This window comes from Pleurocapsa sp. FMAR1 (assembly GCF_963665995.1).
In the GTDB taxonomy this organism is placed as follows: domain Bacteria; phylum Cyanobacteriota; class Cyanobacteriia; order Cyanobacteriales; family Xenococcaceae; genus Waterburya.
The window spans coordinates 4,894,176-4,911,879 of sequence record NZ_OY762512.1; the positions used below are offsets into that span (position 1 = coordinate 4,894,176).

19 protein-coding genes and 1 tRNA gene are annotated in these 17,704 nt (G+C 38.3%); 13 read left to right on the top strand and 7 right to left on the bottom strand.

Going from position 1 to position 17,704, the window contains the following annotated elements:
- Positions 1-24 precede the first annotated feature (24 nt).
- The gene (locus tag SLP02_RS23745) at positions 25-2,259 is read right to left on the bottom strand and encodes a hypothetical protein (RefSeq protein ID WP_319423194.1); all 2,235 of its coding nucleotides are present in this window, start codon (positions 2,257-2,259) and stop codon (positions 25-27) included.
- Positions 2,260-2,689: 430 nt separating this feature from the next.
- Between SLP02_RS23745 and grxC the strand changes: the two genes are divergently transcribed.
- The 4 genes from grxC (at position 2,690) to SLP02_RS23765 (ending at position 4,660) form a co-directional block, all read left to right on the top strand.
- Complete coding sequence (grxC, locus tag SLP02_RS23750) at positions 2,690-2,944, top strand: glutaredoxin 3 (RefSeq protein WP_319423195.1); 255 nt, start codon at positions 2,690-2,692, stop codon at positions 2,942-2,944.
- Positions 2,945-3,010: 66 nt separating this feature from the next.
- On the top strand, positions 3,011-3,979 hold the full coding sequence (gshB, locus tag SLP02_RS23755) for a glutathione synthase (protein ID WP_319423196.1): 969 nt from the start codon (positions 3,011-3,013) through the stop codon (positions 3,977-3,979).
- 56 nt (positions 3,980-4,035) lie between these two features.
- Positions 4,036-4,377: a DUF2499 domain-containing protein gene (locus tag SLP02_RS23760; protein WP_319423197.1), complete on the top strand. Its 342-nt coding sequence runs from the start codon at positions 4,036-4,038 to the stop codon at positions 4,375-4,377.
- Positions 4,370-4,660, top strand: a complete 291-nt coding sequence (locus tag SLP02_RS23765; RefSeq protein ID WP_319423198.1) for a DUF3593 domain-containing protein — start codon at positions 4,370-4,372, stop codon at positions 4,658-4,660. The genes SLP02_RS23760 and SLP02_RS23765 overlap by 8 nt, the downstream gene beginning before the upstream one ends.
- A 235-nt stretch (positions 4,661-4,895) precedes the next feature.
- Here the strand turns inward: SLP02_RS23765 and SLP02_RS23770 are convergent, their stop codons facing one another.
- Together SLP02_RS23770 and SLP02_RS23775 are read right to left on the bottom strand one after the other, a co-directional pair.
- Complete coding sequence (locus tag SLP02_RS23770; protein WP_319423199.1) at positions 4,896-5,660, bottom strand: ferritin-like domain-containing protein; 765 nt, start codon at positions 5,658-5,660, stop codon at positions 4,896-4,898.
- A gap of 91 nt (positions 5,661-5,751) precedes the next feature.
- Positions 5,752-6,402, bottom strand: coding sequence for a PD-(D/E)XK nuclease family protein (locus tag SLP02_RS23775; RefSeq protein WP_319423200.1), 651 nt, complete (start codon positions 6,400-6,402; stop codon positions 5,752-5,754).
- A 426-nt stretch (positions 6,403-6,828) separates the two neighbouring features.
- Here SLP02_RS23775 and SLP02_RS23780 point away from each other — a divergent pair, with 426 nt between their 5' ends.
- From SLP02_RS23780 to SLP02_RS23800, 5 genes are all read left to right on the top strand, one after another.
- Positions 6,829-8,028: a response regulator gene (locus SLP02_RS23780; protein ID WP_319423201.1), complete on the top strand. Its 1,200-nt coding sequence runs from the start codon at positions 6,829-6,831 to the stop codon at positions 8,026-8,028.
- 78 nt (positions 8,029-8,106) lie between these two features.
- Positions 8,107-8,772 carry a sigma-70 family RNA polymerase sigma factor gene (locus SLP02_RS23785; RefSeq protein WP_319423202.1) on the top strand — a complete coding sequence of 222 codons (666 nt, stop codon included), beginning with the start codon at positions 8,107-8,109 and terminating at the stop codon, positions 8,770-8,772.
- A 16-nt stretch (positions 8,773-8,788) separates the two neighbouring features.
- On the top strand, positions 8,789-9,175 hold the full coding sequence (locus SLP02_RS23790) for a hypothetical protein (protein WP_319423203.1): 387 nt from the start codon (positions 8,789-8,791) through the stop codon (positions 9,173-9,175).
- A 61-nt stretch (positions 9,176-9,236) separates the two neighbouring features.
- The gene (locus tag SLP02_RS23795; RefSeq protein ID WP_319423204.1) at positions 9,237-9,722 is read left to right on the top strand and encodes a Spy/CpxP family protein refolding chaperone; all 486 of its coding nucleotides are present in this window, start codon (positions 9,237-9,239) and stop codon (positions 9,720-9,722) included.
- A 51-nt stretch (positions 9,723-9,773) separates the two neighbouring features.
- Positions 9,774-9,855, top strand: a tRNA-Leu gene (locus SLP02_RS23800).
- Positions 9,856-10,791: 936 nt separating this feature from the next.
- On the opposite strand, the gene SLP02_RS23805 is transcribed toward SLP02_RS23800, so the two are convergent.
- From SLP02_RS23805 to SLP02_RS23820, 4 genes are all read right to left on the bottom strand, one after another.
- A complete protein-coding gene (locus tag SLP02_RS23805) occupies positions 10,792-10,971 on the bottom strand; it encodes a hypothetical protein (protein WP_319423205.1) in 180 nt (59 codons plus the stop codon).
- Complete coding sequence (ilvB, locus tag SLP02_RS23810; protein ID WP_319423206.1) at positions 10,953-12,800, bottom strand: biosynthetic-type acetolactate synthase large subunit; 1,848 nt, start codon at positions 12,798-12,800, stop codon at positions 10,953-10,955. The genes SLP02_RS23805 and ilvB overlap by 19 nt, the downstream gene beginning before the upstream one ends.
- Before the next feature lie 261 nt (positions 12,801-13,061).
- A complete protein-coding gene (locus SLP02_RS23815; protein WP_319423207.1) occupies positions 13,062-13,613 on the bottom strand; it encodes a hypothetical protein in 552 nt (183 codons plus the stop codon).
- Between the two features lie 29 nt (positions 13,614-13,642).
- Positions 13,643-14,269, bottom strand: coding sequence for a TetR/AcrR family transcriptional regulator (locus tag SLP02_RS23820; RefSeq protein WP_319423208.1), 627 nt, complete (start codon positions 14,267-14,269; stop codon positions 13,643-13,645).
- Positions 14,270-14,378: 109 nt separating this feature from the next.
- Here SLP02_RS23820 and SLP02_RS23825 point away from each other — a divergent pair, with 109 nt between their 5' ends.
- The 4 genes from SLP02_RS23825 to SLP02_RS23840 all read left to right on the top strand — a co-directional run bounded on the left by SLP02_RS23825 (position 14,379) and on the right by SLP02_RS23840 (position 17,618).
- On the top strand, positions 14,379-15,584 hold the full coding sequence (locus SLP02_RS23825; protein ID WP_319423209.1) for an ABC exporter membrane fusion protein: 1,206 nt from the start codon (positions 14,379-14,381) through the stop codon (positions 15,582-15,584).
- A 72-nt stretch (positions 15,585-15,656) separates the two neighbouring features.
- On the top strand, positions 15,657-16,823 hold the full coding sequence (gene devC, locus SLP02_RS23830; RefSeq protein ID WP_319423210.1) for an ABC transporter permease DevC: 1,167 nt from the start codon (positions 15,657-15,659) through the stop codon (positions 16,821-16,823).
- Positions 16,824-16,872: 49 nt separating this feature from the next.
- Positions 16,873-17,280 carry a PIN domain-containing protein gene (locus SLP02_RS23835; protein WP_319423211.1) on the top strand — a complete coding sequence of 136 codons (408 nt, stop codon included), beginning with the start codon at positions 16,873-16,875 and terminating at the stop codon, positions 17,278-17,280.
- Between the two features lie 11 nt (positions 17,281-17,291).
- Complete coding sequence (locus SLP02_RS23840) at positions 17,292-17,618, top strand: toxin-antitoxin system HicB family antitoxin (RefSeq protein ID WP_319423212.1); 327 nt, start codon at positions 17,292-17,294, stop codon at positions 17,616-17,618.
- Positions 17,619-17,704 lie beyond the last annotated feature (86 nt).

Genomic DNA, 17,704 nt, shown 5'->3' on the forward strand with positions numbered 1-17,704 from the left:
CAAAAGCATGATTAGAAATTAGGTTTAATCTTCTCGATATATTTCATGTAATTTTTGATTTTTTTCTTCAGTATCGTCCACTTTGACAGAATCTAATAAATCGTTTAATTCTCCTAATGATTCATCAGACATTTGAGTCAACATATCAATTTGTTCTTCAACTGACTCTAAAGAACTTAAATCATTTAATTTTTCTGAAGAGTTGTCATCATCATCAAATCCCATCATCAATTCATTAGACTCGGCTTCGAAAGATTCATCAAAGCTCATTTCCTCTGAAGAATTGTCATCATCTTCAAATTCCATCATTAATTCATCAGATTCAGCTTCAGCAGACTCATCAAAGCTTAATTCTTCGGACTCTGACTCTAGGCTAAATACTTCTGAAGAGTTGTCATCATCTTCAAATTCCATCATCAATTCATTAGACTCGGCTTCGAGAGATTCATTTAAGCTTAATTCTTCGGACTCTGATTGATTTTCAGACTCAAATCCCATCATCAATTCATTAGACTCGGCTTCGAGAGATTCATCAAAGCTCATTTCCTCTGAAGAGTTGTCATCATCTTCAAATCCCATCATCAATTCATCAGATTCAGCTTGGGGAGATTCATCAAAGCTCATTTCCTCTGACTCAGACTCTAGACTAAATACTTCTGAAGAGTTGTCATCATCTTCAAGTCCCATTATCAATTCATCAGACTCGGCTTGGGGAGACTCATCAAAGCTCATTTCCTCTGATTGATTTTCATCTTCAAGTCCCATCATTAATTCATCAGACTCGGCTTGGGGAGATTGATCAAAGCTCATTTCTTCGGACTCTAACTCTAGACTAAATACTTCTGAAGAGTTGTCATCATCTTCAAGTCCCATTATCAATTCATCGGCTTCGGCTTGGGGAGATTCATCAAAGCTCATTTCTTCGGACTCTGACTCTAGACTAAATACTTCTGAAGAGTTGTCATCATCTTCAAGTCCCATTATCAATTCATCAGATTCAGCTTCGGGAGATTCATCAAAGCTCATTTCCTCTGACTCTGACTCTAGACTAAATACTTCTGAAGAGTTGTCATCATCTTCAAGTCCCATTATCAATTCATCAGATTCAGCTTCGGGAGATTCGTCAAAGTTCATTTCCTCTGACTCTGACTTTAGGCTAAATGCCTCGGACTCTGATTGATTTTCAGACTCAAATCCCATCATCAATTCATCAGATTCGGCTTCGGGAGATTCATCAAAGCTTAGTTTTTGCGTGGAGTTGTCGTCTTCAAATTCTCCGCTCAAGTCGTCAGATTCAACTTCAGCCAAAGATTCCTCTTTATCTGATTGATAAAAATTTTCATACACATCTGAATTGGAAGTTTCTTCTTCTAATTCAAAATTAGACTCTTCAATTACATTTTCTATTGTTGATGATACGTCATCAGATGATTGAAGCTCAGATTCATCAAATGAGCCAAGTAGTTGATCTGCTAATTCTAGCTCTGAATTATTTTCAGTTATGCTTGTTGTCGATTCCTCAGAAAAGTTAGCAAATGGATTCATCTCTGTTTGCAGATTTTCTCCTGATTCATCTTCCTCTTCGAGAAATTCATCAGAATCAAATAGTGCTTCTGGTTCTTGTTCAATTTCTACATTGGTAGGAGTTTCTTCAATGGGGGATATTAGATTATCCAGTTGTCGCATAGATGAAGGTTTTTCTGCTTCTGCTTGCAGGCTACCTTTTTCTAATTCTATATTTTGCTTATGACTTTCTAAGTCAGCTATATTTTTATCTAACTCTTCTTTCTGTCTTTGACTTGCTATAAGCTGACTACTTGTTGCCTCTAATTCCTGTTTTTTCGAATAAATTTTCTCATTCCAATTATTTGATTCTGCTTCTAGTTGTTCCTTTTGATTATTTAAATTGGAAATTATACTTAATAGCTGATTATGTTCGGTTTGTAGAGAGTTAATTTCAATTTCTACCGCTTCCATTTTTGCAGTAGATTCGTTTAAAGATTGCTCTAGTTGAGATTTTTGACTATTAAGTTCGGATAGCTGAATATTTGATACGTTATCATTTTGAATTTCTTGAGAATTTTTTTTACCGTTAGCTGTCAAAGCGATCGCTACGCAAGCCATAGATCCTACTGCACCACTACCCATCAGGGCATTTTTAAGTTTTCCATTCTCTACTACTAACATTCCAACACCAAAGGTTACACCAAAAGCAAGGGAAGCTAGCAGAATTTTATTAACAACTTTAGCTGATTCCATTTTATGTAAGTTCGATATAAGTTAATTTATCCAAGAAGTTGTGTTTTCAGGCTAGTAGCTTGTTATGACTACTGTACTTTGGCAAATTGAGCAACCAAGGGTTGATTGATTCTGAAATACGAGAACTTCCTTAGTCTTATTTTTAAGAGTTCCCAAATATATAGTGAAAACTAACAGATAGACCTACAAGCACTCAAAATACTGAATAAAATCATTAAAACTTGTTGAATTAAAGCAGCTTATTGAGGACAACAAAATGGAAAGATAACTATAAATATTAAATTTATAGACTAAAAATACCTACCAAAATCTTACTGAATTATAAGTAGAAATTATCATTAGCTAAGATATCTACCGAAAAAGTTTCACTCAGTTAACAAATCAGTTTAAGATGGGGAAGGCGTAATAATACTTAATATTTACTATAACTATGGCAGTAAAAGTAGAAATATATACCTGGAGTCGTTGTCCGTTTTGTATTCGTGCCAAAGGTCTATTGGACGAAAAAGGAGTTGAATATAGTGAATATTGTATTGATGGAGATGAAGATGCCAGGGATAAGATGAGAGCAAGAGCTAATGGCAAATCTAGCTTACCGCAAATATTTATTAACGATCGCCATATTGGCGGATGCGATAATCTTTATGCTTTAGAAGGCAATGGAGAATTAGACCCTCTATTGTAGAGATGTATTCTGAAACTGTACCTTATTAAATTAGGAGTGCAGAGAAATTAACTTAAAGGTAACAGCGTGAAACTGGCATTTATCATTGATCCTATAGCCAAACTAGATCCTGGACACGATAGTAGTGTTGCCATGATGGAAGCAGCGCAGTTATTAGGTCATCAAGTTTGGATTACGGTCGCCAATCAACTGAGCATTATTGAGGGAAAGGCTTGGGGATACTTACAAGCCGTCAATCTTAAACCGGTAAAGTTGGTTGATGAACATTGGCAGGCAGAAACAGATTGGTATCAGATTCAGGGCAAAATTTTAACTTGTCTGGAGGAAATGGACGCTGTATTTATGCGCACCGATCCTCCTGTTACTGTTCCTTATTTGTATACGACGTACATATTAGATCTAATTGATCGCCGTAAAACTTTAGTAGTTAATTCTCCTCAAGGATTAAGAACTGCTAACGAAAAAGTATATGCCCTACAATTTACCTCTGTAATCCCTGAAACTATCGTCAGCCAAGATAAGTTAGTAATTGCCAAATTTATAGATGAGAAAAAATCTGCTGTCTTAAAACCTTTGGGTGGTAAAGGAGGAGAGGGAATCTTATTTTTAGAAGCGGGCGATCGCAATTTTAATTCTATAATTGAAGTTAGCACTTACCGAGGGCGCGAACCCGTAATGGTTCAAGAATATTTATCTGCTGCTAAAGAAGGTGATAAAAGAATCATTATGCTAGATGGTGAACCCATTGGCGCAGTTAATCGTGTTCCTAGTGGTAATGATTTTAGAGGCAATATGGCAGTAGGGGGCAAAGCAGCAAAGATAGATATTACCGATAGAGAACAAGAAATTTGCGCGCTGGTTGCGCCCCAATTAAAAGCTGATGAGCTTTATTTTGTAGGCATTGATGTAATTGGTGGATATTTAACGGAAGTTAACGTTACTAGTCCAACAGGAATCAGAGAAATAGATCGCCTTAATAATGTCAGCTTAGGTGAGAAAGTTATTAAATGGGTAGAAAACAAGCTATCTAGATAGTGCTATTAAATTAGTAATCAGTTAGGGGCGAACGGCCGTTCGCCCGTACATCAGTAATGCACGCATTATCAATTCCAACCTGGATAGTTCATGTCTCTAGCGTCCTTGAATGGGCTGCTGCTATTTACTACATTTGGCAGTATGGAGAGGTTACAGGCGATCGCTCTTGGTATAATTTATCATTTGCTATGTTGCCTGCCTTAGTTAGTGCTATGTGTGCCTGTACCTGGCACTTTTTTGATAATACTCAATCTCTTGACTGGCTGGTTATCTTGCAGGCATCAATGACTGTAGTAGGAAATACTACAGTCTGTATTGCTGCTTGGGGAATTTGGAAAGCTTCTCGTCAGAACAGAATTAATACTCCTAATTCTCAATCAACGGTAAATCATGAATAAAGAAAGTTTATTTGCCATCTCTTTGTTTCCCTATCTTGGTTTTTTGTGGTTTATGACTCGCTCAGGAAAAACACCACGCTTGGCTTTAATTGGCTTTTATGTTCTATTAATTTTTGTGATAGTTACAATTCCTGCGGGCATCTATGCTCAAGCCCATTACGGAAAAGAATTAGCTAATGTCGATTGGCTTCATGGCAGCGCAGAATTGTTTTTAACTCTTTCCAATATTTTAGTGGTTTTGGGTTTTCGTCAGGCAATTATCAAACTGAAAAAGACTGAATAATACTGAACCCAGACAAGTTTTACTTTATCTGGGTTCGATTGCTATATGCTGACCTTTTATATTGGTTGGTCAGCGTTATTTATAGCCTATAGTCTAAGCTGCTTACCTGGCTTAACACTGTGATCCGAATCACGAAGTTCGCGAACTTAACAAAAGCCTGGTTATTTGTCGATGCGATCGCCAAATAAAAATTAGATTTAATTAATCACCTAAATTAAGCTTGCTCTAACCTCATTTAATTATTAGAAGTCAGAGGAATGGAAATAGATGCTGCTGCGGGCTGTTCGATTTCCGTAGGTGCGTCGTCTTTGACCAAAGAACGAGAATTATCGCCAGCCGTAAACATATTGCCAACCATGGCAAACATGGCATCAATTTTGCGTTTGCGCCATTCGGCAACTAAAGCATCTACCTGTGTATTCGATAATCTCCGCTGCATTGCTTCATAGAGGTAGGCTGCGTGTCTGGTTTCGTCTTCGGCGACGCTGAGGATACTCTGCTGTAGATTACGGCTTTTAGGTTCGTGTTCGGGTAAGGCTCTTGCCATCCGTGCAAAATCTTTACTGGCATCTAGCTCTAGGATATAAGTGCTAGCCATAAACACCTGCCAATCTATTTTGTCAGCTTTGAGTGATGCTGGATCATAATCACGATAATACTTACCAAAGAAAGGACTAGGCTTTTCTGTTTTTTTGCTCTGCTGTTTTCTTTCCTCAAAAGTCATTACCTGTTTTCCTAGCTGCTTGAGTCCATGAGCAAAGATTTGACCATGGCGTTTTTCATCGGCAGCATGGATCGTTAGCTTCTCGGCTAGCCAGGTATCTCCTTCTGTAGAGGCTCTTGCTGCTAGATTACTCAAAAAAGGTACTGCTCCAGATTCGGCTAGTTGAAAACCTGCTAGGGTGTTAGGACGAGTTTGCGGATCTCGTAATCTGTTCGCCAAAATGTAGGCTGTAGCACCTGAACCAATAGCGTTGAGAATGTTGGTAAAAAAGTCCATTGCGATTTAATTATTTATGTGGGGCTAGTTCTATTGTATTCAAGATAATTATTTAAATCTAAATTTCGGTGATGGATTCAACCTAAATCGATTAAGCTTGCTGTTGCTCCCACAGTCTCAGTCTGATTAGAAACTGCTGCCAGTATTCGCTGAGAGCTTCGGCATTGAGGCGAAAGATTTGCGCGGGCTGATCTTGTAGGGCGATCGCAATAATTGCTCGATCTATTTGCACCTTGTAAAGATGGTTAATTGCTGCGGTATAAGCAGTTAATTGTAGACAATAATCAGCGACCCATTCATTTTTTTTGGGTTTAGAGGCTGTTTTCCAATCAAAAACACAAAGTTCTCTCTCCCATGACCCCAAACAGTCAAAACGTCCTGCATACTTGTATTCTGTATGATATACTGCCGATTCAATTAAATGAACCTCGCCAACCGATTCTAAAACTGGTTCAATAGAATGCCAGTAAGGATTGTTTGGCACATCATCAGGTAAATCTTGACCAGCCAAAAAATAATTGATTGCTGTATGAATAGAAGTACCTCGACGGCAAGCATCGGTACTAATTTTTTGTGCTTGTTTAACTCCAACTCGCTTACGCCATCTTTGTAAAGCCAGACGGTCTTTTTCGGGTTTAGTGGCAGCTAAAATTGTGCTAACAGAAGGATAAGCCTGTCCGTTAAAACTTAATCTGCGTTTGCGATCGACAGTTACGTACTTGACTGGAATGTAAGTGAACATTAAGTATTGCTGACTAAAAATATGTTTATCTTAATTGGAAAGTATGATTTTATACATTTACTTTGGGCAATATTCAGCTAATTGTTTCTATGGGGGATTTAATTTTGCACAGCTATTTACAATAGTTGTTTCTGTCTACGTGCTTAGATTATATACTTCTGCTCTAAAATTTTACTATCTTATTAGAAAAAAACTATCCTTCAATCTCATTGAGAAGAAGACTTCTTACGCTTTTTACTTCGTAAAAACAGAGTAACAAAATAACTCAAAATTTATTTTATTTTGTAATATTTAACTCACAAAAGCATCTTTGTAATAAACTAATTTTTAAGTGTTCAAACATATCGACAATATTCCTCAAGAATGATTTGAAAAAATTCTTTAGGGAATAATACTACTATTATAAAAGCTTAATTTGAATATACAATGATCCGTATTTTATTGGTAGATGATCAAAACCTAGTCCAACAGGGAATAAAATCGCTGTTGGATCAAGATCGAGAATTAAAAGTGATTGGAACAGTCAAAGATGGTCAAAGTGCAATTAAGCAAATCAATCTCTTGCGTCCTGATATTGTATTGCTTGATATTGAAATGCCAGGCATGAATGGTATTTCTGTCACAAAATATATTACTCATTTCTTTCCCCAAACAAAAGTTATTATTCTTAGTAGTCACGAAGAAAAAAAATATTTAGTTCAAGCATTGGTAGCTGGAGCAAATGCATACATATTAAAAAACAGTCTGATGAAGGATTTGAAACAGGCTATTTTGGCTGTTGATAATGGATACTTTCAAATAGAGTCTAGACTACTTGCAAAGGTGCTTTATTCTAGTAAGATAAAGCCTCCTCTTGCTAAACACAGTTCTTCTAGATCACAGAGCGTTAGTAATTACAATATAAATGATCATAAATCTTTAGACACTAAAAAAACTAATCAAATAAAGTTAGAAAATAAGAATAGCTTGCAAAATACTTCCACAAAACTTGAGAATACAGATTCTAGTGATTCGGTAGTGCTAGAACAAAAGTTTTCTCAAACTAATATCCTGAATTCAGTTGAGGTAAATCAAGAAAACTCCTCTTCCCAAACATCTGATTATGCAAAATCAGAACAAATAAATAAAATTCAAGTTGCTAACATAGAAGAAAAAGCTAAAATAGCTGAAGCTAATTTAGCCGAATCGGTGGTTTCTGCCAATAAAACTACCCAAAGTAAATCTGCTTCAAATCAATTCGATCATTCTCAGCCATTAAGCGATCGCGGTTATAGCCCTATAAACGTAACCTCTGTGAGCCAAAATGCTTTGCTCCGAGTTTCAAAACCATCTTTGACTCAACAGCAAATACTGCTCAATTCTCACCAAAATAGGAGAGAGTTGGGCAGACACTCTGGAATTAAAAATTACTGGCGGCAATTAGGCAATCGATCGCAAATACGTCCATACAAATCCAAAATTTTGGCATATTCTCGACCGATAGTAGCTAAATATAAGCCCGTATTTGAGAAACATAAATCACAATTATTGTTGTTGATTAATCATAAAAAAACGCGAAAATGCTTGTGTAACATAGGACTAATATTTTTGGGAGCAGCTATAGTTTTGATTTTGCATAGCTTATAATTAAAGAATTGATTTTAAATTGAACCAACATTAGCTATATTCAGTCTAAAAAAAAGTACTGAAAACTATTTCTGGAAAATGAGCGAAATATTTGCTAGTCAGAGAATAATATTTGCTCTGAGTAACGACGGTGAAGAAGCAAGTACAGCAGATGCAAAATCAGAGAACCGAGTGCAGACAGAACAAGAATTGATATGGCTGTGTCAAAAAGGCGATCGCCAGAGTTTTCGACTGCTTTACCAACGCTACCAGCAGCGAGTGCGCTCAACTCTTTATCAGCTTTGTGGAACTCCTCTATTAGATGATTTGGTACAAGAAGTTTTTTTAAAAGCCTGGAAAGGATTACCCAAGTTAAAAACAGCAAAACATTTTTCTACCTGGCTGTATCGCATTAGCTGGAACGTGGCAACGGATCAAAGACGAAAATTAGCCAAAGGTCGCGAAAAAATAGATTCCCATGAGAAATCTTGGGAAAAGGAACAGCTAAACTATGGTAAAGATCTTTCTAGCCTTCAGGATACGCCAGATTTAATGCACCTGCACTATCAAGATCTAGTACAAAGAGGTTTAGATAGCCTAAGCTACGAACATCGTACAGTCTTGGTTCTCCATGACTTAGAAGACCTACCTCAAAAACAAGTAGCTGAAATTCTAGATATACCAGTAGGAACGGTAAAATCTCGTCTATTTCATGCCAGAAATTCATTAAAAAACTTTTTAGATCAACAAGGAATATCTTTTTAATTTAAGATTACTCATCATGAATAAGTTTCATAACGATAACCGAAATAATCTCGTCAGTTTTTTACGGCACAATAAGTCAACTCCTTCAAACGCACATTCTGATTTAGAACAAAGAATCATTGATTCTCTTGAGCCGCGAGTCAAAGAACGAAAACGACATCTAAAAGCTACCTGGACTATTCCTAGTGCTATTGCTACAGGCTTTTTATTCACCTCTGTCAGTTTTGGTCTAAAAACTGCTCGTATTGCTATTGAACCAAAAGATTTAGAGAACTTTATGGTTAAAAATTGGCAAGACACTCTTAATTCTGCTGATTATGCCGTTGCTGAAGAAACTGAGGCATATTGGTTATTGCCAGATATTATTGAACCTCAGCCAGCTTTATCAGTCTCGGCTCAATAATAGATAATAGTTTTAGCATCACAACCTAATTTATTTTTTGATTTTATTACTGATTTTTGATATGCCAATAATTCAGTGGCAATGCTTATTATTTTTGGCTGCCATATCAATTTTTATAGCCAATAGTCGTTTTGGATTAGCCGTTTCGCCATTATCTTTTTCACCTAATAATCAACATTCTTCTACAGCGAAAAGTATCATTGTCAATAATGATGTGACTAAAGCCAAACAACAGCCCCAAAGTCTTATACAGCAATTAAATTTGACTGATGAACAAAGACAAAAAATCAAACAGATACATTATCGATATAAGCAGCAAATACTCAAGAAAAAAAACAATCTTGCAGTGTTACAGCAACAATTATCCGACATGATGATTGGCACAGAATCAGTTGAATTAATTAGAACTAAAAACCAAGAGCTAGTAATTTTGCGTCAGGAAATAGGAGCATTACGTTTTGAAAGTATGTTAGCCACCAGAGAAATACTTACTCCCCAACAGCGTCAGAAATTCAAAAAAATATTAGAATCTCGACTTTCTCGGTAACTTGAAAAACAATTTAGTTGAATATATGGTAGATTAGTTATTGCTTATTATGCGGATGTGGTGGAATTGGTAGACACGCACGCTTGAGGGGCGTGTGGCTAACGCCTTGCGAGTTCGAGTCTCGCCATCCGCATCGCTTGCTCTTTTAAAAGCAGGTGTGCAACTTTCACTTGAAAGGCGTAAGTTACACACCTGTTTTTTACCCAAAATGTAGCCAAAAGTAACTATAGCGATCGCTTTTGTTGTTTCTACTTGACTACTTTTCAGCCAGTATAATGTCTGTACTCTTTCTTTAACCTCTTTAGTCTCAGTTGATTAGAGCAGTTGTCTTAATTCATCAACTATTTCTAAAATTTCTATTTTGATTACACCACTCACGACTGTTCTCAATTTATTTTTTCCTCTCCTTTATTTCTAACGTTCTTTTGGATTTCATATTAATATAAGCAGCTAAAAAAGAGTCTGGCATTACATCACTGCTTAAGCATTCTTTCAAATATCCGTTTTACGCTGACTACTGAGCTAGTTCATCAGCTTTTCTCATCTTGTTCAACCCTTCAGTCCATCTCACCCTCTGTGACTGATTTTGTTTCTTAGGAGAGGGCTATATATGGACTGGTAATAATCGGTATTGCGTAAAGTTGCCATGCCGTTAGGCTTATCACCATTATCTCTACTAATGTCTTTTCTTTACGTGTTGAAGGAAGAGAATCTTCATAACCAAGATAATGAATTAGCAAGTGACCAAAAAAGGTGGTCAAGGGCTTGCGCTTGACTTTTATTGCCGACGGCGGAGATACAGTCAGAAGTCAGGAAGTTGATAACTACCTTTGTCAATCGGATTTAGTATGAGTAATCAGTTAGGGGCATTCGCCCGTACAGTTAGGATAGTTGATACATCCCAATTTTAGTTTTTCTGGTTTTACAGTTATTTACGCCTACCTACTTAGCAATAAGTTTTTAGGTTATAACATCAGATTTGTGTAGGGGCGAATCGCAATTAGCCCCTACAGTCGATCAACGCTCAGAGACTACTCCGTCCGTTTAGAGCGGGTGGAAACGGCTTCGTTTAGAAGCCTGTCTTGAGACAGTTGTTCATGGGGGAAACCCCCAAGACCACACTGTCTCGCTGTTCCACACCCGCTAGTCCCCGTGCTGTTCCGTTTAGGAACAGCTTCATGCGGGACGTGGCAGAGTAGTCTCTGACATTTTCGCGATCGCCATATTTTTTTAAAGTTGGCTGCCGCATTCAGGGCAAAAATTATTGGCAGCAGGATTAGTTACGCCACAGTTGCTACAGTTTTTGTGTTCAGTAGCTTTAATTTCCTTCTGAGGTAAACCCAACATTTGAGCGTTACTTTTACCAGGAGCGATCATCGGGTAGCAGTTCTCATCCTTAGTTACTCGTACATCCATTAGTACTGGGCCATTGTGTGCCAGCATCTCGGCAACTGCATCTGCTAATTTAGAGCGATCGCGCACAATCATCCCTTTGATACCATAAGCTTGAGCCAGAATTTTAAAGTCTGGCGCACCTATTTCCATATTAGAGGAAGAATATCTTTCTCCAAAAAAGTTTTGCTGCCATTGACGCACCATTCCCTGCCAGCCGTTATTGATAATTACGGTTTTAACGTTAATATCAAATTGCGCTAGCGTTCCTAATTCTTGAGGATTCATTTGGAAACTAGCATCACCACTAATACAGATTGTTTCTTCATGGGGTACAGCTACTTTCGCGCCCATGGCAGCCGCTAAACCATAGCCCATTGTGCCTAAACCTGCACTAGAAATCCAGCGACGGGGACCGTTTTTAAGAAATTGAGCAGCCCACATTTGATGTTGACCAACATCAGTGGTATAAAAGGCTAGAGGAGCTTGCTTGTTCAATTCGACAATTACTTCTTGAGGAGACAAACCCTCTTCTGGATGGGGGACAGGTAGAGGATATTCTGCGCGCCAGTGATTGATTTTATCCAGCCAAGGCTTAGTTGTAACAGAATCATAATCAGCCTCTTTTGCCCTGTCTAAGATCTGCTCTAATACTTTACGCACATCGCCGACAATTGGCACTTCAGGCAAGCGATTTTTACCTACTTCAGCAGGATCGATATCGATGTGAATTACCTTGGCACGGTTGGCAAACTCGTCTAGCTTACCCGTAACGCGATCGTCGAACCTGGCGCCAACAGCAATTAGCAGATCGCATTCGCTAACGGCAAAATTAGCATAAGCTGTACCGTGCATTCCCAACATTCCTACCGCCAGAGGATTATGTTCATTAAAAGAACCCAGTCCCATTAAAGTAGTAGTTACTGGTATTTGAAATTTCTCTGCCAGTTCTTTAATTTGAGCATGGGCATCGGCAGCCACAGCACCACCACCCACATACATTAGAGGCTTTTCTGCTTGTGCAATTAGCTTCAAGGCAGCATTAATTTGACGAATATTTCCCCTAACCGTAGGTTTATATCCTCTGAGGTTTACTTTGCCTGGCTGCACAGGTACATAGTCAAACTCTTCGTTACCAACATCTTTGGGTATATCAATTAAAACTGGTCCTGGACGACCCGTACTGGCTATGTGAAAAGCCTCGGCAACAATTCTTGCCATATCTTTGGCATGGCGCACCACATAAGAATTTTTGACGATAGGAGTGGTGATCCCAAAAATGTCTATTTCTTGGAAAGCATCAGTACCAATTGCTGCACGAGATACTTGTCCTGTAATTGCCACCATCGGAATCGAATCGAGATGTGCCGTAGCAATACCTGTAACTAGGTTGGTTGCCCCTGGTCCAGAAGTTGCCAAGCAAACTCCTACTTTACCTGTGGCACGAGCATAACCATCTGCTGCATGAGAGGCTGCTTGCTCATGGCGTACTAAAATGTGCTGAACTTCTCCTCTGGCTTCGGCACGATATAGTTCATCATAGATTGGCAGTATTGCCCCTCCAGGATAGCCAAATATGTGCTTTACGCCATGACGACGCAAACTGTCCATTAGGGCAAATGCGCCTGTCTGACGTTGGGAGGTTTGAATTGATTGTGAGCTTTTAGGAATACTTGTAGATACCACGCTTGCTATCCGTTATTTAACTTGCTTATTATTTTATTGTAAAATCTATTGTCTGCTATGTAACAAAAATCAGCTTAATTTATACCTTTATATCTATAAACATTAAGTTATAGTCATTCCAATTAATTTTAGAGATAGTAATTTTGTATTTAAAGAAGTTTAATACAACTCCCTACTCCCTACTCCCTACTTCTTTACTAAAGATCGCGATTGCTATAGGGACATGACTATAGTTTGTCCTCCAAGTCGAGAAATAGCTAATTAAAAAATGTAAATGTTCGGAGGTTGGAAATTTAAAATGCTTTCTAAATATCTTGTTAAAGAGCAATAAGTTTTGCAACCTGGACTAATTATTTGCCATCCATAACAGTTATCAGGCGATCGCCATAAGTCTAAATGCTCCACTTGAGGATCGGCATAAAAGCCTTTATTTCCTCCACCTAGAATAGCAGAACTCCAGTGAGTAAAGTAATCGTGACTAAAACGATAAATAGGAAAACTAGCAACTAAAGGCATTCCCCAACCATCCCCAGCGACAAAGCTTTTAACTTTGCCTCCTTGCAACTGCCAAGCCAAAGCTGCGCCAAACCCTCCTACTACTCCTGCACTAAAAGCAATAAAAGTTAATGGTTGAGTTTCTAAAGGAGATAACTGTTGCTTTAACCATCGATACACATCTACGGCAGAGTAGGGCAGGTATTTATTGGTAGGTAAAATCAAGCACTGATGTTGCTCCATAAGCCTTTTGGTTGCTTGAATAAACTGCTCGCTTAACTGAGAAGAATGAATACCTGGGCAAATAATGATCGGCATATAGCACAAGTCTATGAAATAGTACTTTATTAATCTTGGTTTCTAGTAATAAGATCGGTCAAGGTTTTAATTACGCGATCGCCTTCTAATGGCACAATATCCTTACCGTGCATCATTTCTTGGAGCATCACAAAATAAACCATTGTTCCCATCATTACTCTAACCGTGGCTTCTGGATCTGCTAATTCTAGTGCGGGATGAGATTTTAAATACTTGGTCAGGATTTCAATAGTAGGTTTAGCCACGCCATTGACATAAGCCTTAGCTAATTCTGGGAAACGCCCTGATTCGCCAACAATGATTCGCATAAAATCTTGGAAAGAGCGATTGTTTTGGAAATTGGCAAGCATTTTAGTTGTCATTGCTGACAACACTATTTTCGGATCTTGTTCTAAAGATTGAGGTTTCTCCAAACCCATAAACTGTTGAAATTCATCTTTAACCAAATCTTGTATCACTACATTAAATAGATTTTCTTTATCTCCAAAATGACTATACACCGTCGCTTTGGAAACTCCTGCTGACTTAGCTACTTTATCCATACTGGTGCCAGCGTAGCCATTTTGCAGAAACTCTTTCATAGCCCCTTTTAATACAGCTGCCGTCTTGGCTTCTGATTTTGTCCGTTCGGAAATTCTTTGCTTAATTTCAGTCATTTTTTTTAGGAATAAAAAAGCGTTGCAAAACTATTTAGTTTAGTTTGGCATAGGGGAAATAAAGCTAAACTAAACAGTTCGGTTGGATAATAAAAATGCCCTAACAACTATGGAATATACAGTAGACAATAAAACAAAATCTGGCAAACCGCTAGTAAAAAAAATACCCGCGTTAATTATTGGCTTGGCTTTACTAGTCGGTGGTGTAACAGTTTATCGCTTGAGCCTAGCAAATACTTCTGAGTCGGAAATACCAGTCCAGACAATGCCAGAAATCAAAACCGTAACCGCATTAGGCAGACTAGAACCTAGTGGGGAAATAATTCAAATCTCAGTTTCTTCGGCTGCGTCAGGAAATCGCATTAATGAATTATTGGTCAACGAAGGAGATGAAATTAAAAAGGGTCAGGTAATTGCTGTATTAGATAGTCGCGATCGCTCTTTAGCAGCCTTAAATCAGTTCCAAGAACAGGTAAGAGTGGCACAGGCAAATCTAGATTTAGTTAAGGCGGGGGCAAAAACTGGAGAAATTCAGGCACAAGAAGCTGCGATCGCTCGTATCGAGGCAGAAAGAAGTAACAATATTATGGCGCAAACTGCTACTGTATCGCGGGTAAAAGCAGAATTAAATAATGCCCAGGTGGAGTACCAACGTTACGAACAACTATATAAAGATGGAGCAATTTCCGCTTCCGAACGAGATAGTAAGTATTTGACATTGGCTACGGCAAAAGAGCAGGTAGCAGAAGCTCAAGCCAACCTAAACCGCATTCAATCTTCTCAACAGCAACAGTTAGCCGAAGCCAAAGCTACTTTAAACAAAATCGCTGAAGTTCGTCCTGTAGATATGGCGGTAGCAGAGGCAGAAGTTAGACAGGCTCAAGCAGCAGTCAAAACTGCTCAAGCCGAATTAGATCGCGCCTACATTAAATCACCCCAAGCAGGAACGGTAATCAAAACTATGATTCGTCCAGGAGAGATAGTAAAGAGCGATGAAGGTATCGCCAGGATTGGACAAACCAAAGAAATGTATGCAGTAGCCGAAGTATACGAAAGCGACGTTAACAAGGTCAAGCTAGGACAACCAGTGACAGTTACTAGTAGTGCTATAGACGGAAAACTACAGGGAACAGTAGAAAGAATTGGCTTGGAAATTGAAAGACAAAACGTAGTCAACACCGACCCCACTAGCAATATAGATGCCAGAGTTGTGGAGGTCAAAGTCAAGCTAGACCAAGCATCCAGTCAGAAAGTAGCAGGACTGACTAATTTACAGGTGAACGTGAGAATTGAAGTAGGAAGTAGGAAGTTTTGAGAACTGAGGATCGACAAACAGCTATTAATTGCCCGTTGTTAATTATCAATTGTCCTGATCAATTTAAAAATCATGTTCAAATCATTAAAAAATCGTACCCCACTAGGTTTGTTACAGCTTAAGCACAACAAGATAAAAATGTTTACAGCATTAGCGGGAATTGCCTTTGCAGATATCTTAATGTTTATGCAGTTGGGATTTAAAGATGCTTTGTTTACCAGTAATACCCAATATTCCAGGATGCTTAATGGGGACATTGTTTTACTCAGTACCCAAGCAACTAATTTCAACGAGCTATATACCTTTCCGCGACGGCGACTTTATCAAGCGATGGATGTGCCTGGGGTAGAATCAGCCGAACCTGTTTATATTGGTTCTCTTGCTTGGCGTAATCCCCAGACCAAAGAAAAGACCTCGATGATGGTAATTGGTTTCGATCCAGAACGTCCCGCATTTGATTTACCCGATGTTAATAGTCAGCTAGATAAAGTCAAAATTCCCGACACAGTACTATTCGATCGCGCCTCCAGAGGAAAATATGACGAGGTAATTGCTCAAGTAGAACAGGGACAAACTGTAGCTACCGAAAGCGATCGCACTACCGTAACCATTACTGGTCTATTCGAATTAGGTGCTTCTTTTGCTGATGATGGGGCATTAATGACAAGCGACCAAAACTTTCTGCGTTTATTTCCGAGAAAGGAACAGGGAACACCTAGTTTGGGTCTTATTGACCTTGAGCCAGGACAAGATCCAGTAGCAGTAAGACAGGCTTTAAATATTCATCTGACTGAAGATGTTCGGGCATATACCCATGAGGAGTATGTTGAGAAAGAAGTAGCTTACGTTCAAAAACGTACTCCTATTGGTTTTATATTTACCTTGGGGACAACAATGGGCTTTATTGTCGGTATTGTCATTGTTTATCAGGTTCTCTCCACCGATGTCAACGACCACATCGCAGAATACGCCACTTTCAAAGCAATGGGCTATAAAAATTCTTATCTTCTATTTGTGGTGCTTGAGGAGGCTCTAATTTTATCTTTTGCAGGTTTTCTTCCCAGTGTGGGACTGGCGATAGGATTATATCAATTAACAGCAGCAGCAACTGCTTTACCCATTTTCATGCCTGTATCTAGAGCAATTACAGTTTTGATTATGACGCTCGTTATGTGCGGTATTTCAGGAGCGATCGCCACTCGTAAGCTTCAATCAGCCGATCCTGCCGATATATTCTGAGTGACACTATATACGGTGCTATATTGATGTCGCAGCTATAATTATTTTAATGCGAATTGTCGTAGATACAAACGTTGTTTTTGAAGGTTTGACTAAACAAGGAGGTGCATCGGGTTTATTAATTGATATTTGGCTTGCGGGTTTATTAGAGGTACATATTTCTAACGCTTTAGCTTATGAATATGTAGATGTCTTATTCCGTAAGCTTTCTCAATCCCGTTGGCTAAAATTGCAGCCAGTTTTAACAACATTAATTAGCAAAGCTAAGTTTGCTCCTATTTACTATTCTTGGAGACCTACTTCACCAGATCCAGGAGACGATTTAGTAATTGATTGTGGAATGAATGCAGCAGCAATAGTAGTGACATTAAATATCAAAGATTTTCGTAGAGCGCAAGAATCATTAGATTTACAGATAATGACTCCCACAGAATTAATCATTGAGTTAGCAAAGTAAATAAGGAAGATATGAGTAGATTGACATTGAGATTACCAGAAACATTACATAAACAGTTGTCAAATTTGGCAGAAGGAGAAGGAATTTCTTTAAATCAGTATATTGTTTACGCATTAACCCGCCAAGTAAGTTCTGCTTACACAGTGAAAACTATCTCAAAAGAAAATATAGAGAAACAGCAAGAGAATTTTAATAAACTATTAACACAGCTAAAAGAAGTCGATGCAGAAGAGATTGAAAAGGTATTATCTCAAAGAGAGGTTGTTAATCCTGAACCAGAATTGACTTTAGATACAATTCATAGACTCAAGGCAAAAATTCAAAATAAAGGACTATAAAGCGATCGCCACGAGAAAGCTGCAATCAGCCGATTCCGCAGACATCATTTGATAAAAGCTCTTAGCTCTTAGCTTTTAGCCATCAG